The 16,601-nt window shown below is 59.6% G+C and carries 14 protein-coding genes; 7 read left to right on the top strand and 7 right to left on the bottom strand.

Translation table 11 applies throughout. The features are described 5' to 3' along the window. Positions 1 to 17: 17 nt before the first annotated feature. The 3 genes from IAE56_RS04885 to IAE56_RS04875 all read right to left on the bottom strand — a co-directional run bounded on the left by IAE56_RS04885 (position 18) and on the right by IAE56_RS04875 (position 3,433). A complete protein-coding gene (locus IAE56_RS04885) occupies positions 18 to 443 on the bottom strand; it encodes a hypothetical protein (protein WP_200751692.1) in 426 nt (141 codons plus the stop codon). Positions 444 to 1,143: 700 nt separating this feature from the next. Then, the gene (locus tag IAE56_RS04880; RefSeq protein ID WP_200751691.1) at positions 1,144 to 2,346 is read right to left on the bottom strand and encodes an MFS transporter; all 1,203 of its coding nucleotides are present in this window, start codon (positions 2,344 to 2,346) and stop codon (positions 1,144 to 1,146) included. A 187-nt stretch (positions 2,347 to 2,533) separates the two neighbouring features. Then, complete coding sequence (locus tag IAE56_RS04875) at positions 2,534 to 3,433, bottom strand: LysR family transcriptional regulator (protein ID WP_200751690.1); 900 nt, start codon at positions 3,431 to 3,433, stop codon at positions 2,534 to 2,536. 111 nt (positions 3,434 to 3,544) lie between these two features. Between IAE56_RS04875 and IAE56_RS04870 the strand changes: the two genes are divergently transcribed. Next, positions 3,545 to 4,414: an arginase family protein gene (locus IAE56_RS04870; protein ID WP_200751689.1), complete on the top strand. Its 870-nt coding sequence runs from the start codon at positions 3,545 to 3,547 to the stop codon at positions 4,412 to 4,414. Positions 4,415 to 5,332: 918 nt separating this feature from the next. Beyond that, on the top strand, positions 5,333 to 6,367 hold the full coding sequence (locus IAE56_RS04865) for a LacI family DNA-binding transcriptional regulator (RefSeq protein ID WP_234455887.1): 1,035 nt from the start codon (positions 5,333 to 5,335) through the stop codon (positions 6,365 to 6,367). Positions 6,368 to 6,500: 133 nt separating this feature from the next. Here the strand turns inward: IAE56_RS04865 and IAE56_RS04860 are convergent, their stop codons facing one another. The 4 genes from IAE56_RS04860 to IAE56_RS04845 all read right to left on the bottom strand — a co-directional run bounded on the left by IAE56_RS04860 (position 6,501) and on the right by IAE56_RS04845 (position 8,892). Further along, on the bottom strand, positions 6,501 to 7,130 hold the full coding sequence (locus IAE56_RS04860; protein WP_200751687.1) for a LysE family translocator: 630 nt from the start codon (positions 7,128 to 7,130) through the stop codon (positions 6,501 to 6,503). Between the two features lie 57 nt (positions 7,131 to 7,187). After that, positions 7,188 to 7,775 (bottom strand): cytochrome b, encoded by a 588-nt coding sequence (locus IAE56_RS04855; protein ID WP_200751686.1) that lies wholly within the window; start codon positions 7,773 to 7,775, stop codon positions 7,188 to 7,190. A gap of 24 nt (positions 7,776 to 7,799) precedes the next feature. Then, positions 7,800 to 8,363 carry a TetR/AcrR family transcriptional regulator gene (locus tag IAE56_RS04850; protein ID WP_200751685.1) on the bottom strand — a complete coding sequence of 188 codons (564 nt, stop codon included), beginning with the start codon at positions 8,361 to 8,363 and terminating at the stop codon, positions 7,800 to 7,802. A gap of 151 nt (positions 8,364 to 8,514) precedes the next feature. Next, positions 8,515 to 8,892 carry a VOC family protein gene (locus IAE56_RS04845; RefSeq protein ID WP_200751684.1) on the bottom strand — a complete coding sequence of 126 codons (378 nt, stop codon included), beginning with the start codon at positions 8,890 to 8,892 and terminating at the stop codon, positions 8,515 to 8,517. 369 nt (positions 8,893 to 9,261) lie between these two features. Between IAE56_RS04845 and IAE56_RS04840 the strand changes: the two genes are divergently transcribed. The 5 genes from IAE56_RS04840 (at position 9,262) to IAE56_RS04815 (ending at position 16,233) form a co-directional block, all read left to right on the top strand. Further along, positions 9,262 to 10,524 carry a carbohydrate porin gene (locus IAE56_RS04840; protein WP_200751683.1) on the top strand — a complete coding sequence of 421 codons (1,263 nt, stop codon included), beginning with the start codon at positions 9,262 to 9,264 and terminating at the stop codon, positions 10,522 to 10,524. Positions 10,525 to 10,617: 93 nt separating this feature from the next. Further along, complete coding sequence (locus IAE56_RS04835) at positions 10,618 to 11,373, top strand: gluconate 2-dehydrogenase subunit 3 family protein (protein WP_200751682.1); 756 nt, start codon at positions 10,618 to 10,620, stop codon at positions 11,371 to 11,373. A 46-nt stretch (positions 11,374 to 11,419) separates the two neighbouring features. Beyond that, on the top strand, positions 11,420 to 13,195 hold the full coding sequence (locus tag IAE56_RS04830) for a GMC family oxidoreductase (RefSeq protein WP_200751681.1): 1,776 nt from the start codon (positions 11,420 to 11,422) through the stop codon (positions 13,193 to 13,195). A 3-nt stretch (positions 13,196 to 13,198) separates the two neighbouring features. Continuing rightward, complete coding sequence (locus tag IAE56_RS04825; protein WP_200751680.1) at positions 13,199 to 14,506, top strand: cytochrome c; 1,308 nt, start codon at positions 13,199 to 13,201, stop codon at positions 14,504 to 14,506. A 374-nt stretch (positions 14,507 to 14,880) separates the two neighbouring features. Beyond that, complete coding sequence (locus tag IAE56_RS04815) at positions 14,881 to 16,233, top strand: amidohydrolase family protein (RefSeq protein WP_200751678.1); 1,353 nt, start codon at positions 14,881 to 14,883, stop codon at positions 16,231 to 16,233. Positions 16,234 to 16,601 lie beyond the last annotated feature (368 nt).

Raw genomic sequence — 16,601 nt, 5'->3', positions numbered from 1 at the left:
CGGCACACCACTTCAAGCTACCGCTCCACGGATCCGCGGGAAGAAAACAACCACGACGAAACCAGGGAACCCAGCAGACATCCTGCGCCAATCGCAGCAAACAACCGCCATCCCTGCCCTGCGCCTGTGATCACGGTGTAGCTCATTGCGCCCAGTGCCATTGCACAGAGAATCAGGCCTGCCATGAAAGACTGCTGGATGAACTGGCCGTACTGATACAACGGCTCATCCATGGTCGGCCTGTGCATGGGCTGCTTCAAAAGCATCGAGAAAAAGCCTGTAACAAGAACATTGAGCCCAGCGAACGCCAGGGCCAGGATCAGCGCATCAGCGAACGACCCGGCATCATCCACGGTCACCATTGGGCCTACGACGAGGCCAGCCGTGAGCAGGCTTACATTCGCGATCCTTGATGTAGTCCAGCCATTTCGTCGGTCAGTCATCATTACGACCTTATCGCAACTGCTTGCTCGCCTGCAGCCTTCTTTGCGGCCAGCGCAACCACAAGCGCGAGGCACAACGCAACGTTGAACAGGAGGCTGGAGCGTATGGCCACTCCACCCCCATCCTGCCGACATCATGGGTGCTCCGGACTAACGGAGACGTAGCCGTCTTCCCTCAGTCGGACGTTCACGTAGGCATCTGGAGGAGGCGGCCGATTGATCGAGGCCCCTTCAGGAAGGAGTTCCCAACTGGTGATCGAGCCGCAGACTGTTCTATGAATCAACCGGCGACTATCGAACCCCCGCTTGGCAAGCTCAGTAACAACCACTTCAGGAGGATGGTGATCAAAGCCCTTGTAGGCAGTACAGGTCTTTCCCGTCTGACCCATAGGGTGCGTTGAACTCTCCCCCTCTTCCCTGCACCCCATCTGGCCTAGCACGAGGGACAGTATGGCTAGTATCCGAATGCAACGCATTGCCTGTCGCTCCTTGCTGAGGCGGCCGCGGGTGGCGCATGCGCGGCAGGAAAGTGGAAGTGGCAAGCCGATCTAGTTGCGCCCATTTTTGGGATCTTGGCACCTCATTCAATCAATGTCCGCTTCCGACCAAAACCTGACATTCCCCTAACTTCGAGAAGTCTTCCCAATCACCAGCCAAGCCCGGAAGGTACTTTGGGTTGAGTTCAGAAGTCTGCCGTGGATCATGCGCGTCCGCATACTTGTTGTGACACCTTTTGAAGTCGGGCTGCCGCTACGGACACTATTGCGATTACGACCAGCGCCGCTGGGGCCGTATAGGCAACAGATAGGCCTGCGGTGTCTACCAGGAAACCACCACCTGCGGAACCAACGGCGATAGCCACCTGAACAAACGTTGTGAACAAGGCTGAGCCTGCTTCCGAGTGCCCCCCTGGCGCCTCGCGGTGCCACATGTTCATACACAGCGGAATCGCCCCCCAAGCGGCTCCCCACGCGATCACCAGCGCTACGCGCGCCGTGCCCGAGCTCAAGGCAGGCAAAGCCAACTGTACGATTGCCATCATGGCAAGTGCCAGGATTAGTGTCGTCTTTAGGTGCTTGGCGACTGCGATGGAAGCTAGATGATTGGCCGCCAGTCCTGCCACGCCGAATGCCAAGAGCGTCCAAGTAATCGCATGCCCATGAACGCCGGCGTCATTCAAGCAAAGGCTTACAAAGGTGTAGGTGGCGAAGTGCGAAGCGAAAACAAGCAAGATGAGGCCAATGCTAAATACTGCTCTTCGATTCCGGAGAAAGGTCGTCAATGCACGGGGCGTAAGCGAAGCTGTTGAAGGGAGGTTCGGCAAGCTTGCCCATTGCATGACCAGTGCAACTAAGGCAAGAGCTGCTGAGGCAGCAAAGGCTACTCGCCAGTTGAGCGTCTCAGAAATCCAACTTCCCAATGGGACGCCAAGTATCATGGCTGCAGTCACACCAGCAAAGACGATTGCTGCTGCCTTATGGATCAGACTAGGCGTGACGAGGCGTCCGGCCACGGCGAGTGCCAAAGCCCATGATGCACCAAGTGAGATGCCGAGCATTGCTCTTCCAACTAGCATTACCCCAAAGTTTGGGGCGAACATCGAGGTAAGCGAGGATGCAAGAAGCATTGCTCCTAAGAATAGAAGCACGTTACGACGATCGGTCTTGCCGGCAACGAACATGACGCCCGGCGCGGCGATAGCGGCGAGAAGGCCTGGGAGCGTCATCATCAGGCCAGCGTGGCCTTCACTGATAGAGAAGGCGCAGGCCACGTCAGGCAGCACACCTACCGGCAGGAACTCTGCAGTGACCTGTGCAAAAGTTCCAAGCGCAAGAGAGATCAAGGGAAAATTCTTCCCTAACGGTGTGGAACTGGTTTCTTCGTTCAAAATCGTTTGGCTCAAGTTGATGCTGCCCGAGCCAGATCATCGTCTGCTAGACAGGGTATGCGAGTAGGTAAGGACGTTTTCGGCGCTGCGCGCCTAATTCAGTCGCGCCAGCTTATTGCTACCAAAAGGCGGGATAAACGACTGAATTGTTCCGTCACTAGCAGCCTATGGTTGAGGATGCTGCGCCGTGATCGCTCTGTTGTCACTCACCGAACGTCTTCACAGCCTTGTCGACAAACGTGCGAAGCTTTGCGGTCATCTGTCGATCGCGACGGTAGATCAACCGCATTGGGATCTGGGGCCCTTCATACGAAGGTAGAACTCGAACCAAGGTTCCTGACGACAACGCGTCAGCAACTGCGTCTTCCTTTGCAAGGATGATCCCAGCCCCACTCAAACCAGCGCTGATCATGGAGTTCATGTCGTTGACCTTCAGATTGCCACTGACACGAATACCGATCTCCTCGCCTTCTCCCTTGAAGCGCCACACAACCTCTGGCTGCCCGTCCGAAAAGACGTAACAGATGCAGTTGTGTTGAGCCAAGTCTGACGGGTGCTGGAGTAGTTGGGCTTTAGCCAGATACCGCGGGCTGGCACAGAGGATGAGTTGCATTGGCTTGAGCGGGCGTGCCACAAGTGTCGAGCTGTCGACAAGAGATAGGGCGCCAACTCTAAAGACGGCCTCGAATCCCTCGTCTACAAGATCCACAGCACGCTCTGCCAGGATGACTTCAATGTCTACCCGTGGGTATTCCAAGAGGTACTCGTTGAGGAAGCCCATGAACGCACCCGCGCCGAAGTTCACGGGCGCGCTAATTCGGATCCGGCCTTTGGGTTCTGCCATGGCTTCACCGGCCAAGGCATCGGCAGCATCGGCATCCGCAACGATTTTTCGCGAACGCTCAAGGTACCGTTCACCGAACTCTGTCAGGCTTTGCCTGCGAGTCGTCCGGTTGATCAGGCGCACGCCTAACTTGGACTCCAGGCCTTGGACGTGCTTTGCGACCATCTGCGGAGACATGCCCAATCGCGTTGCGGCGGCGGCGAAGGAGCCCGATTCAGCGACTGCAATCAGCACCTCCATCTTCAGGAGCCTATCCATGATTAACCACCTTTCATGTACATGTCCGGCAATGGTAAGGGTGTTTATCAAGAATTTGTATGCCAGTAACCTTCGCCGATGGCGATTTCGTCCGCACTCGAAGGTTCCCCCATGGCCACAGCCACCACTACCCTTAGACTTCTGTTCCCGCAATGGCAGGGCGGGAATCATCCTGCCTACTCCATCGGTGCTCGATTGCTCGCTTGGCTTGCTCCCGAGAGCTCGGCCCCGCTTGAGACTGTCAGCGTAGATTCCTATCGCACAGATCTTCCTGTCCAAGACGGGATCTTCGCTCGAGACGCCCTGAGGAAGCAGGCCGACCGCGCGAAGCTTATTTTGGACGCTCACTCTCCCGATCGCGTAGTTGTTTTTGGCGGCGATTGCCTAGTCGATCTGATGCCTTTCTCTTATCTGAATGAACGATACGAAGGTGACTTGGCTGTGCTGTGGGTGGATACACACCCTGACATCATGACTCCAAATCAGTTCGTCAATGCGCACGCGATGGTTCTGGGCAACCTAATGGGCAGAGGGGATCCGGAGTTCGCCGAAATGGTGTCGCGCCCGATCGCACCGTCGAACGTAATGCTAGCCGGCCTAAACAGCCCAAGCGATTGGGAGAAGGAGCAGATCGGAGAGCTGGGGTTGGCAGTGGCGGGGCCAGAAGATCTGGCTAAGGACTCGCGCCGTGTCCTCGAATGGCTCAAAGGCACTGGCGCTAGGCATGTTGCCATCCATTTCGACCTGGACGTCCTCGATCCGCGTGCCTTTTCGGGTCTGCTCTTTAACGATCCCGGAGCACCTGAAGGCTTCTGGGACGCTACGCCTCAGGGACGCATGAGTATCGCGCAGGTCGTGCAATTGATTAATGACGTCGCGGAGGTCGCTGATGTCGTCGGCCTCGGAATTACGGAACACTTCCCCTGGGAGGCGATTGCTATGCGCGACATGCTTGCGAAGCTGCCTTTGCTTAAGGAATGAGTTTCTCTACCTAATGTATGCAGTGGCGACGAGGACACTGGGCTCAGGTCATGCAAGCCTCTGATCGTTTCCGAGCTGGTGAGGGCCAACCTGAATCCGCTACCAGAGTTCTTAGACAGTGCCCTGGTCGCGGGACTTGGGGGCTCGCATTTCAACTGCAGATCTCCGCTATAGAAGGAACTTTGTAGTTCGATTCGCTCTGTCCGATAGGGCCACGCTCACAGATGAGATTGGAGCGCCAATAGACTTGATATCTCCGTTGGAGAAGCGCGAAGTCAGAAGCGCACTGCCATGGGAAAGCTGGAAGTGCACACCCCCGAGGAATTGCATGAGTTCTTGCGCAGCTGGCAGTTTGATGACTCAAGAACGTGATCCTGTGGTTGAAAATTACCTTGTCATACCGGTCGACTGAGTCGGCCAAAATATAGTAGGCAATCAGGCGTACTGCTTTGCACGTATCGTCGTTTGAGCTTTCCCGGTGACGAGTTGGACTTCGTTCCAACACTGCTGCCAGCAACGCCGGCAGTACCAAGCCTCTGGTCGTGGCTATAGCGCAGCGTCCACCTACTTATCGCTCATCGGCGCGCTGCCATGATGTCGACAGTAGCGTGCCACTACAGATCGCAGTCTTTCCGTTCAATGCAAAGAGCTATCGCCTCCAGGTCCTCTACCGCCGCTGCCATGGCGGGACAACGGGGGACGTCTGGTTGAAGGGGATAGAAGCGGGGCTCGATGTTAGATTTCAGCCAGAAGCGGACACCAACATCCTGATGCTGTCGAGCGGGTTCCCAAGCTGCGTGAAGAATGAAGGGGAAAAAAGCTGGCTTTGCCGATGTGAAAAAACCGAGGAGGAGCGCAGGAGCGCCGTCCTGAAATTTTGGTGGCATCATCCCAAGTACCCCCTTGGTCCCTGATCCGATGCCAGACCCCGCTCCCCGGCGAAAGCGAAGTGCCCGTTTCACCGAGATCGCTGCAGTGGCGGGGGTCAGTGAGAGCACGGTGGATAGGGTACTGAACGAGCGCGGGAGTGTTTCGGACACCGCGCGGCGCAAGGTCATCGAGGCGGCACGGTCGCTGGGCATCCCGCGCGTGCTTCCGACCGTGGCACACGGCGTGCTTCGGTTCGATGTGGTGCTGGGTTACGAGCGGGACAATGATTACTACCGAAACCTGGACGCGGCCGTGCAGCGCTACGCCCAGCTGCTTGGCTCACGCATCGCCGTCCACCGGCACCACTGGCCGTATGAGCAGGAAGCCGAGATGCTGGCCTTCATTCAGCGCCCACCCTACAAGCGGCATGGGCTGCTGATCGCGGCTGCAGATACACCGGAAATCCGTGCCGCATTGGTGGATCAGCAGCGGCTAGGCGTGCCGGTGGTGACGGTCACCAGCGACATCAGCGGTCTCGAAGGCCGTCAGTACACTGGCATCGACAACCGTCTGGCAGGGTGTACTGCGGCCTACCTGCTAGGAAAAATGGTCAACGGCCCCGGGCGCGTTGTCCTTATGGCCACCTCCATGTCCTGGCTGGCGCACGTGCAGCGGATGGACGGCTTCGTCAGCGTGTTGCGGCAGCGTTACCCCCATCTGGTGCCGGAGCCTCCTATCGAGCACCTGGACGACGAGGCGCGCTGCCGGGCATCCATGCGCCAGGCGTTGCGTGCAGAGGGACCAGTCGTGGCCCTCTACAACACCGGGGTGGCTTCGGCGGGCATCGTATCGGCACTCAGTGGATCAGGCTTGCCCAGACCTGCGTGGATCACCCATGAGGCTACGGCTGAACACCAGCGGCTGATGCAAGAGGGGTGGCTCGACCTGGTGCTTGACCAGGACCCGGACGCCCAGGTCCTGGCTGGGCTGCAGTCCCTGATGCACGCCTGCGGCGAAATTGACGGCCCGTTGCCCGGCCCAACGCGGTTCCGGATCGAGACTCCGGAGAACCCGGCGCGCTGAAGGCCGCGCCTATCGTGCGCACGGAGCTGACCCACCGCTGATGTTGCAAGAAGGCTCAAATTTTTGAGCGCTTCCTGATGTTGTGATGGAGCACTTCGGAGAGCGACCTCCAAAGTTTCGCTGCCCGTGCGAGTTACAGTCGCGTTGTTGCGATCTTCGCAGCTAGCCCGACAAAGACGAGCGCGGAGACCTTGCTCATGATCTTCTGGGCACGCTCGGACTTCAGGAACTTGGCGCCAATCGTTGCCGATCCCGCAACCAGAAGGCCAAAGCAGATGATTGTCACGGCAATGAAGATGATCCCAAGCGTCAGGAGCTGAAGCTTCATCCCGCCAGCTGATCGTTCGACGAATTGCGGAAGGAATGCCAGGAAGAAGATGGACACTTTTGGGTTGGCGATGTTCATCACAAGCCCACGCAGGTACAAGTTCTCTGATGGCTTGGCTGGCGGAGCGCTCCCGGCCACAGCGGTACCGTCAGGCTTCCAGCGGTACGCCATCCACGCAAGGTACAAGAGATATGCGGCACCCACGTACTTCAGGATGGAGAACGCAAACTGCGACTGCTGCAGCAGTGCTGCAACGCCCAGTGAAACAGCCGTGGTGTGAACCAGCAGTCCGCTGCACAGTCCAAGCACGGCTTTCATGCCGGCTACGCGCCCGCGCATAGCAGCTTGGGTAACGACGAAAAGATTGTCGGGACCCGGCACGAAAGCGAGAATCGTAGATGTCAAAACAAATGCCGCAATACTCTCGATCGTCATTTTCGCTCTCTACCTACTGAGAAATGGGGTTTTCCGCACCATCACAGGGACGTCTGGCTACTTCTGCCAGTTGCCCGGCATCATCCTTACAAGCACGTTGTCGCGTCGGACGAAGTGGTGCATAAGTGCGGCAATGACATGAAGACCAACCACTACCCAAGCCACCCATTTGCCAACGAAGTGGTGAACAGCGTCAACCGGTGGTTCAAATGCTTCCCAGGTGATCCCGGTTGCTGAGCTGAACCAAGCAAAGAGCCTGGTTTCATTGAACGCTGTCACGGAGAAGAGTCCAAAATCGGTAGGCGCTCCAGTTCCGACGTAGCCGGTGAGCGGCATCAGGATCATAAGCGCATACAGCCCGTAGTGGGCGCACTGGGCCAGCACATGCTCAGCAGCCGATGATTCTGGAGCCTCAGGTTCAACATTCAGCCAACGCCAGAGAAGGCGAGGAATCACCAAGGACCCAACAATCAATCCAAGCGCCCAATGGACGTTGAGCACTGGCATGGACTCGGGCTGGGTATCGTCCATGAACCATATGACGTAGTAGACAACGAGGTACGCGCCAATGAAGGATGCGGCAGATGTCCAGTGGAAGAACTTTGAGGTCGCGCCGTAGTTCTTCTTGTCGTTCTTGATCTTCATATTCGTGCTGCCACTTTGGTCTCTTCAGCCTTTCAGGCCGGCAAGCATTGAATCCATTGCAATGGTTGCTTCGTTCAGCCGCTGCGCTTGGTCTGCATCGACCTCTGCGATCCAGAACGAAGCCTCTGTCACCATCCCGTAGATCATCCGAGCGGTTACTTGAGGATCAACCGGACGGATAGTTTTTTCGGCGATCAGTTGCACCAAAATCCGAGCGATCGCATCTATTCCGACGAGCTGATTCGGGAGCGGGACATCGCCGAACACGGCTCTGGTGTCCTGCAGGATGATCTGACGAATCTCTGGTACCAAAGCCAACCTTGTGTAGAGGTGGCATCTCGCTAGCAGGCCTTCCCAAGACGTTGCCGCCGCAGAGCTGACAGCATCGAGCTTTACAGCGACCTCATCTTCGATCTGCTGCACAACAGCTTGGAGCAGACCCTCTTTGCTGCCGAAGTGGTGATAGAGCGCGCCCCGAGTGAGGCCAATCTCTGAAGTGAAGTGGTCCATGGACGTCTTGGCGAAGCCCTTTGTCCCAAATGCCCTTCGAGCCGCGGCAATCAGCTTGCCCCGAGTCTCTTCAATCATGTCGGCTCTGGCTCGACGTGCCACGTGGTCGCCTCTCTTCAGTAGGCGACGGATGCTATTGACATACGCCGCGTATGTCAATGAGCGAGCGCCAACTATGGTCAAGCAGCACTGCGAAGTCCAACCGACTAGTGAACTTTTGGCCGAGGTACTACTGGTACTCCGAAATCTCAATCAGGTTCAGGTCGGGGTCTCGCACGTAGACCGAAAGAATTGGGCCCACAGCCCCTGTTCTTGCCACTGGACCTTCCACGATTGAAATTCCATTGTCCTGCAGTTGCTGGATTACCCCGGCCAACGGGATCGCTGCCACGAAGCAAAGGTCGATGGCTCCAGGCACAGGCAGATGCGCCTTGGGCTCGAACTCTTTGCCTTTCACATGAACGTTTATCTTCTGCGATCCGAAGCAGAGGGCCTTGCGCCCCTGTCCGAACGTCTCAAGCCGCATTCCCAGTCCTTCCGTGTAGAACTTTACGCATGCGTCTTCATCCACCGTCGTGATCACAAGGTGGTCAATGCTCTTAATCATGTTCAGAATCTCTGTTAGTTGTTCAATGTTTCGTAAGTCTAGTAACAACCATGGCAGCAGCTAGGGCGACGCGCTCTTCTGCTACTGAACCGCCTTGCTGGGGCAGGAACAGTGTTGCCTGAGTCCGTAGGCTACTCGTCCGGCACTCTCATCCACCTTGAGAACGCGTCCGCTGACGCTGCTGATCCCTGCAAAGTATGGTTGATGTGCCTGATGTACCACGAATCGAACGAGCCTTGTATTGGCGATTTATCGTCAACACACCCCGTGACCGGGTGGACGGCTGCACTAAGCTGCGGCGCGCCGCCGTCGTACTAGGGATCACCGTGCCTGGTCGAAGGTTGGCGTCTTTCCGGCCGGAACACACGTATGTCTCACTCCCCCCATCTGCTTTGGCTGCCTCTGGCTGGCCTGCTCGTCTTTTCCCCAAGCGCTGGTGCGGCCGGCCATCTGTTGCCCGATGCGCAGGGCCGCCGAGCAGCGTTGGAAGCACAAGGAATAGCCGTCGACCTAGGCTACACCTCCGAGGATGCCCGCAACCTGAGTGGTGGCGACCGTCATACCGGCACGCATGCCGGCCAGTTGGCCATGGGGGTCCGGCTGGACCTGGAGCGGCTGTGGGGCTGGGACGGCATGCAGGCCCAGGCATCCGTTTCGCTGCGCGACGGCGACAACCTCAATACACGGGCGAACCTTGGCCAGCTTCTGCAGAGCCAGGAAACCTACGGCCGCGGGTCGATCTGGCGGCTGGGAAGCCTGTGGGTAGGAAAGAAATGGTCCGACGGAAGGGTAGGAGTGAAGGCCGGCCGCATGGCGGTGGGCGACGACTTCAACTCCTTGGACTGCATGGCAATGGACCTGACCTTCTGCGGCAGCCAGCCAGCCATGTTCGCAGGCGATTACTGGTTCAATGGCCCTGCCAGCCAATGGGCTGCGGTGCTTGAAGTAAAGCCGCGATCGAACCAGTACCTACGGGTTGGCGCGTACCAGATCAATCCGTCGTATGCCAACGAACACGGTGGCGGCCTGCGCCTGGCGCCCTCGGGCACGGTCGGAACGCTCACGCCCGTGGAATTCGGCTGGGACCCGGAGGTCAACGGCCTCTCTGGCCACTATGCCCTGGGTGGCTGGTACAGCAGCGCCCCGCGAGCTGACGCCTGGAGGGACGAAACCGGTACGGCCTGGAGTGATTCCGGCCTGCCAGCCCTCATGCGTTCCGGCGCTTACGGTGGCTATGCCAGCCTGCACCAGCAGCTGACCCATGGGAACGGAGGCGATCCGCAGTCCGGACTCCGGGTGATGTTTGATCTGACCCGCACCGATCGTCGTACGGGTGCCATCGATGGAACGACCCATGTGATCCTGCGCTACACCGGTGTCGGCTCGACGCGGGTCCATGACCAGGTCGGCATCGGCATCGGTGCCACGGAGGTCAATCCCCGCTATGGGCGAGGTCTGCAGAACAACACGCACTCGGCGCACACGGAGTACACCGCAGAGGCCTACTACACATTGCAGGCCCTGCCGGGTGTCGTGCTTCAGCCTGTACTGCAGTACGTCGTCCACCCAGGCGGGCGCTCGGACAACCATGACGCCATGGTGATCGGCATGAAGACCCAGCTGTCCTTCTAGGGCACGCTTGACGATTTATCGTCAACGGTTCCGGGCCGGTCCGTTTAGCGGCCGCGACAATACGCCGCATGCGGGCAGGGCCCCGGCGCTGTCGTGCGCCACGCCGCTCCCCGCCAGGAGCGGAAGATGAAACGACGACAAGCCTTGCTGACCCTGGGTGCCGCAGCCGCTGTACCTGTGGCGGGTGCCATTGCAAAAGAGATGCGGGGCTACCCGCACGATATGTCACTGGACAAGGCATTCATGCCCTCCCCAGTGCACCAGGGAACCAGCTGGAAGGTCCTGACCGATGCAGAGGAGCGTCGCACGCTGGGCGCGGTCTTCGATCGGTTGATCCCGGCCGATGAGCTCGGCCCCTCTGCCACCCAAGCCGGCGCGCTGGTCTTTCTCGACGGTCAGCTGGCCGGCCCTTATGGGGAAGGCGCCATGCTGTACCGCAAGGGTCCCAAGTCGCCGGGCGAAGACCAGCTGATGCAGAAGCCGCAGTTCATCGCTACGCCGCGTGAGCGCTACGCCACGGGCATCAAGGCGCTGGACACCTATGCATCGCGTGCCCATGGCAAGCGCTTCGCTGATCTGCCGCCTGAGCTGCAGGACCAGACGCTGGCGGGCATGGAAGATGGAAGCATCCAGCTCGGCCGCGACGTCAACACGAAGGCATTCTTCGAGCTGATGCTGATGAACGCGCGTGAGAGCTACTTTGCCGACCCGATGTACGGCGGCAACCAGGACATGGTCGGCTGGAAGCTCATCGGCTTCCCCGGCGCGCGTTACGACTACCGGCTCTACGCTGATCGCACCGGCCAGGCTCTGGGCCTGCAGCCGGTCAGCCTCATTCCGAAGGACTGAGCGCCGCCCTGCGGCAGTCAGCCTCTCGCTAGCTGAAGAAGACATCATGGCAAACAAACGCTCAAAGGCCGACGTGGTCATCGTCGGTCTGGGTTGGTCCGGCTCGTTGATGGCCGAAGAGCTCACCCGTGCTGGCCTGAATGTGGTCGCCATCGACCGCGGCCCCTGGATGGATACATCCACCCATACCCCACCCGCCGTTGACCCGGACGAACTGCGCTGGGGCCAGCGCAAGGAACTGTTCTCGCCGCCGCGCGACAACACCGTCAGCTTCCGTAACAGCCTGGACCAGGTTGCCGCGCCGCTGCGCGACTTTGGCATCTTCGAGATGGGCGGTGGCGTCGGCGGTGCAGGTTTCCACTGGGCTGGCATGGCGTGGCGTTTCAGCCCTTGGGACTTCGAGATCCGCAGCCGGACCATCGAGCGCTACGGCCGGTCCCGCGCCGATGACGGCGAGATGCAGCTGCAGGATTGGGGCGTCACCTATGACGAACTTGAGCCGTTCTATGACCGCTGGGAACGCATCGCGGGCATCTCCGGCAAGGCCGGCAATATCAAGGGCGAGATCTCCAACGAGGGCAACGTCTTCGAGGGGCCGCGCAGCCGTGACTACCCCACGCCCAAGCTGAAGACGCTGCGGATGATGGAACTGTTCAATGACGCGACCACGCGAATGGGCCTGCATCCGTTCACCATCCCGGTCGCCAACATCTCCCAGCCCTATGTGAACCCCTTGGGTGTGACGATGGGCGCGTGCACCTACTGTGGCTACTGCCTGGCCTACGGGTGCGGCAACTTCTCCAAGTCCAGCCCGCAGGCCTGCATCTTCCCGGTGCTGATGCGGCGACCCAACTTCCAGGTCATCACCAAGGCCTGCGTGACCCGGGTGAACAAGGCGGCCGATGGCAAGACGGTCACGGGTGTGACCTATGTGGACGAACACGGTACCGAGGTGGAGCAGCCTGCGGACATCGTCTGCCTGACTGCATTCCAGGTCGACAACGTGCGCATCCTGCTGAACTCGAAGATCGGCCAGACCTACGATCCGCACACGGGCAAAGGCACGATTGGACGCAACTTCGGCTTCCAGACGATTTCAGGCACCGACCTGTGGTTTGAGGATGAAACCATCAACCCCTTCATCGGTGCCGGTGGCCTCGGCTCGCAGATCGATGACTACAACGGCGACAACTTCGATCATTCCAAACTCGACTTCATTGGCGGTGCGGGCATCCTGACGCTCTCGCGCGATGGCGCCCCCATCGCCAAGGCGTCCAACCTGCCGCCTGGCACTCCGCGCTGGGGCAGTGGCTTCAAGAAGGGCTACAAGAAGTACTACCAGAACTACGGCGTGCTGTTTAATCAGGGCTGCTCCATGCCCACGCGCCTGGGCTCGCTCGATCTGGATCCCAACTACACCGACCGGTTCGGCGTGCCGCTGCTGCGCCTGACCTACGACTACGCGCAAAGTGATCGCAACATGGCCAAGTTCACCATGGACCGCGCCGTGGAAATCGCACGCGAGATGGGCGCCGCCCATGTGTCGCCGTTCAACTTCGCCGACAAGGCGTTCACCACCGGAATCGTGGCATCTGACCACGTCGTCGGTGGCGCCGTCATGGGTGCCGATCCGCAGACCTCCGCGGTGAACCCGTGGCTGCAGAGCTGGGATGCCCACAACCTGTTTGTGGTCGGTGCATCGGCCTTCCCGATGAATGCAGGCTACAACCCGACCGGCACGCTTGGAGCCCTGGCGATCCGCACCGCACAGAAGATTCACCAGGACTACGTGCGCGACCCGCGCCCGTTGGCGGGAGGCTGAGCCATGGCGAGCAAGAAGCGCATTGCAGGTATTGTTCTGGCCGTCGCGGCGGTTGGGGTTGCAGGCTTGGGCTGGAGCCGGCTCAACGTCAGCCGCTCCAACGTGGCCGATGACAAGGTGACCTTGGCCGACGCCACGAGCAGTGATCGCGCTGCTATTGAGCGCGGCGCTTATGTCATGAGGACCGGCGACTGCCTTGCCTGCCACACCGCAGGCAAGGGCGAGTTCGCTGGCGGGTACGCGATCGACACCCCGTTCGGTCAGATCATGTCCTCCAACATTACCCCCGACCGTGAGACGGGCATCGGGGCAATGACGGAGCGGGACTTCTTCAAGGCAGTGCGACACGGCCAGGGCAGCAAGGGCCTGCTGTACCCGGCAATGCCCTACACCGCGTATCAGCGCTTGAGCGATGAGGACATGCATGATCTGTGGGCATACCTGTCCACGGTGAAGCCGGTGAGCAATGAGGTCCACGAGAACGCAGGTCTCGGCTCCCCCTTCAACATCCGCTATGCGATGGCGGGCTGGAACCTCTTGTTCTTCGACAACCGCGGTTTCACCCCTACGCCCGGTCTTTCGCCCCAGGCCAAGCGCGGCCAGTACCTGGTGGACGGTGGGACGCACTGCGCCGCCTGCCATAGCCCGCGAAACCTGCTGGGTGCTGAGATCGGCAGCCGCTACCTGCAGGGCGGCAACCTGGGCGACTGGTACGCCCCGGACCTGACCCCCAACCCGCACTCGGGGCTGGGAAACGAGCCTGAAGAGGGGATCGTTGAGTACCTGCGCACCGGCTCCAATGGCGTGTCGGTAGCCAGTGGCCCGATGGCAGAGGCTGTTGAACACTCCTTCCAGCATCTGACCGAAGACGATCTGAAGTCCATCGCCACCTACCTGAAGACCCTGCCAGCATCGCCGGGTGGCAGCCCCGCTGCAGTGGCTGCCAATACGCCCGCCATGCAACGCGGCGCGCTGCGCTATGAGGTCAACTGCTCTGCATGCCACGGCGTTCGCGGCGAGGGCATGGGGGGGATGACAGCCGCATTTGCAGGCAATCGTGCCCTGCTGTCGGACGACGTCACCAGCCTTCTGCACGTGATGTTGGTGGGTGGACGTGCTGCATCGACGATGGAAAAGCCCACCGGCGCGGGCATGCCATCGTTCGCGTGGAAGATGGACGACCGCCAGATTGCCGAGACGTTGGACTACATCCGCAACAGCTGGGGCAATGCGGCCAAGCCGATCGATGAAAAGGAAGTCGCCAGGATGCGAGCGCAGCTGCAGGCAGCAAAGCAGCTGCCTGCCAACTGAGATTCCCAACAATGGCTAGCTCCCTACCGCTGCGCTCTGATGCCTACAGCAGCCCGCAATCGGCCTTGGGCCGCGCAATCATGCGCGCGCGTCGAAAGAGTGGTGTCACGCAGATAGAGCTGGCGCGCCAGCTGGGAATGCACCGGACCCAGCTGGGGCACGTCGAACAGGGCAGGAAGGACTTTCAACTCTCTACCCTCGTTCGTATCGCCGATGCCCTGGGGATACCCCTCTCGATGTTGGTGAGGAGCGCTGAACTGTAGCGCCAGCGAGCCAGGTGTAGACGTTGTAAAGATGCCTGTGCAACCAGATGCGACACTCGGCCTGTCCATGGATTCCCCAACGTCACGCTTGTTCCTGATGGAGACGCATGCATGAAGACAAGCCTTCCGATGTTTCTCGTCGGTGCTGCTCTGCTGGTGAGTGGATCAACCGCCCAGGCCGAAGACATTCTGATACGGGGCGGCTATGTGATGACCATGGACGCCGGCGTGGGCGACCTTGAGAACACCGACATACTGATACGAAACGGGCGAATCTCCGGGATTGGCAAGGGCTTGAATGCCAGCGATGCCACGATTGTGGACGCGCGCGAGGCAATCGTACTGCCCGGCTTCGTCGACACCCATTCGCACCTTTATACCACCACGATGCGTGGACAGTTCCGAAACGGGGACGGCCAGTTCTTTCCGGTGAGTTCCAAGGCGGCTGCGAAAATGACGCCGGAGGATGTGGAAACCGCCATGCATCTTGGGGCAGTAGAACTGATCCAGGCCGGTATCACCACGACTGCTGACTTCTTCGATAACGTGTCGAGCCCGGCACATGGTGAAGCTGGGTTACGAGCACTGCAGCGGTCAGGCATCCGCGGAACGCTGTACTACGGCGGCCCTGACCGGTCGACCAAGCATCCGATCAATCTCGACCAGCTCCGCATGCTCGTTTCCAGACAGAAGGACGACGCCCAGATTGGCATCGGCTTGGCCTGGCGGCTTCCGCGCGATCGCGAGGATGCGCGCAACTGGGCCATGCGGCAGCGCGAGTTCGATACAGCACGTGAACTTGAAATACCCGTCCAGGTACATGTGAGCGGCGAGCCCGGGCCAATGTTCGACGCCCTCATCGAACGTGGCTACCTGTTCCCTTCGCTTACGGTTGTGCACGCCACGGACGCCAGTGCCGCACAGCTGCAGGCACTGGAATCGGCGGGGGCACGCCTGGCGCTCACACCTATCAGCGAGCAACGCGTGGGCTACGGCTTGACCCGTCTTGATCACTATGCGGGAGTCAGCCGTCGAGGCTTGGGTATCGATGGCAATTCCTTGGCCGGCAGTGCCGACATGTTCGCCACCATGCGGTTTGCAGCACTTACCTTGAGTGGTGCGCGGCGTAGTGAAGCGGCGCCGGATGCACGCAGCCTCCTTGAGCTGGCCACTCGAGGAGGATCCGAGGTCATCGGTTTGGCTGATGAAATTGGTACGCTGAAAGTAGGCAAGCGCGCCGACCTTCAGATCATCCGTCTTGATTCACTCAATCTGGCAGGTTTTGGCGGCGGAGACCCCTCGGCCCTGCTTGTCTATTCGGCACGCCCCAGTGACATCGACACCGTTCTCGTATCTGGAAAGATACTGAAGCGAAATGGACAGATGGTGGATGCAGACTTGCCACAGCTTTTGCAAGCGGCGGAAGCGTCGTCGCGTGCAATCAGTGGAGAACCGAAGCCGTAACGCTGAGGCCTTCAAATAGCAGGCGCTGGCCCCGGACATGTCGAGATTGAATCCCGGCGGTCGATGATCTGCAGGCTGACCACTGAATGTGCCAACCCTGTGCACTCAGATGTTGTGACAGCACGCACGAAGCACTGGTCAGCGTGTTTCCGGTGTCCGCTTTCGGCCAGAAGCGGACGCTCGAACTCTGGAATTAAGCCGCTCCGCGAAGCGAGTCCAGCTTGAATGAACTTTTATGCCTCTGCGACCAAAAGCCTGTCGGCAGCCGAATCCGATACGAGGATGCAGCTCCCGATGGGCAAAGACCCTTTAGACAGCCCGGGGAAGGTAATGTGCAGCTTGAAGCCTCCCGGGCTGAAATGGGTCAG

It is taken from the genome of Stenotrophomonas sp. S41 (genome assembly GCF_016624625.1).
Classification (GTDB): Bacteria; Pseudomonadota; Gammaproteobacteria; order Xanthomonadales; family Xanthomonadaceae; genus Stenotrophomonas.
This window is presented reverse-complemented; position numbering and strand designations above follow the sequence as displayed.

What these genes read in the sequence shown, in the direction of transcription:
- IAE56_RS04845 (WP_200751684.1), bottom strand. Translation starts at nt 8,892, where the DNA reads ATGATTAAGAGCATTGACCACCTTGTGATCACGACGGTGGATGAAGAC.
- IAE56_RS04815 (WP_200751678.1), top strand. Translation starts at nt 14,881, where the DNA reads ATGAAGACAAGCCTTCCGATGTTTCTCGTCGGTGCTGCTCTGCTGGTG.
- IAE56_RS04885 (WP_200751692.1), bottom strand. Translation starts at nt 443, where the DNA reads ATGACTGACCGACGAAATGGCTGGACTACATCAAGGATCGCGAATGTA.
- IAE56_RS04840 (WP_200751683.1), top strand. Translation starts at nt 9,262, where the DNA reads ATGTCTCACTCCCCCCATCTGCTTTGGCTGCCTCTGGCTGGCCTGCTC.
- IAE56_RS04875 (WP_200751690.1), bottom strand. Translation starts at nt 3,433, where the DNA reads ATGGATAGGCTCCTGAAGATGGAGGTGCTGATTGCAGTCGCTGAATCG.
- IAE56_RS04850 (WP_200751685.1), bottom strand. Translation starts at nt 8,363, where the DNA reads ATGATTGAAGAGACTCGGGGCAAGCTGATTGCCGCGGCTCGAAGGGCA.
- IAE56_RS04830 (WP_200751681.1), top strand. Translation starts at nt 11,420, where the DNA reads ATGGCAAACAAACGCTCAAAGGCCGACGTGGTCATCGTCGGTCTGGGT.
- IAE56_RS04870 (WP_200751689.1), top strand. Translation starts at nt 3,545, where the DNA reads ATGGCCACAGCCACCACTACCCTTAGACTTCTGTTCCCGCAATGGCAG.
- IAE56_RS04860 (WP_200751687.1), bottom strand. Translation starts at nt 7,130, where the DNA reads ATGACGATCGAGAGTATTGCGGCATTTGTTTTGACATCTACGATTCTC.
- IAE56_RS04855 (WP_200751686.1), bottom strand. Translation starts at nt 7,775, where the DNA reads ATGAAGATCAAGAACGACAAGAAGAACTACGGCGCGACCTCAAAGTTC.
- IAE56_RS04865 (WP_234455887.1), top strand. Translation starts at nt 5,333, where the DNA reads ATGCCAGACCCCGCTCCCCGGCGAAAGCGAAGTGCCCGTTTCACCGAG.
- IAE56_RS04825 (WP_200751680.1), top strand. Translation starts at nt 13,199, where the DNA reads ATGGCGAGCAAGAAGCGCATTGCAGGTATTGTTCTGGCCGTCGCGGCG.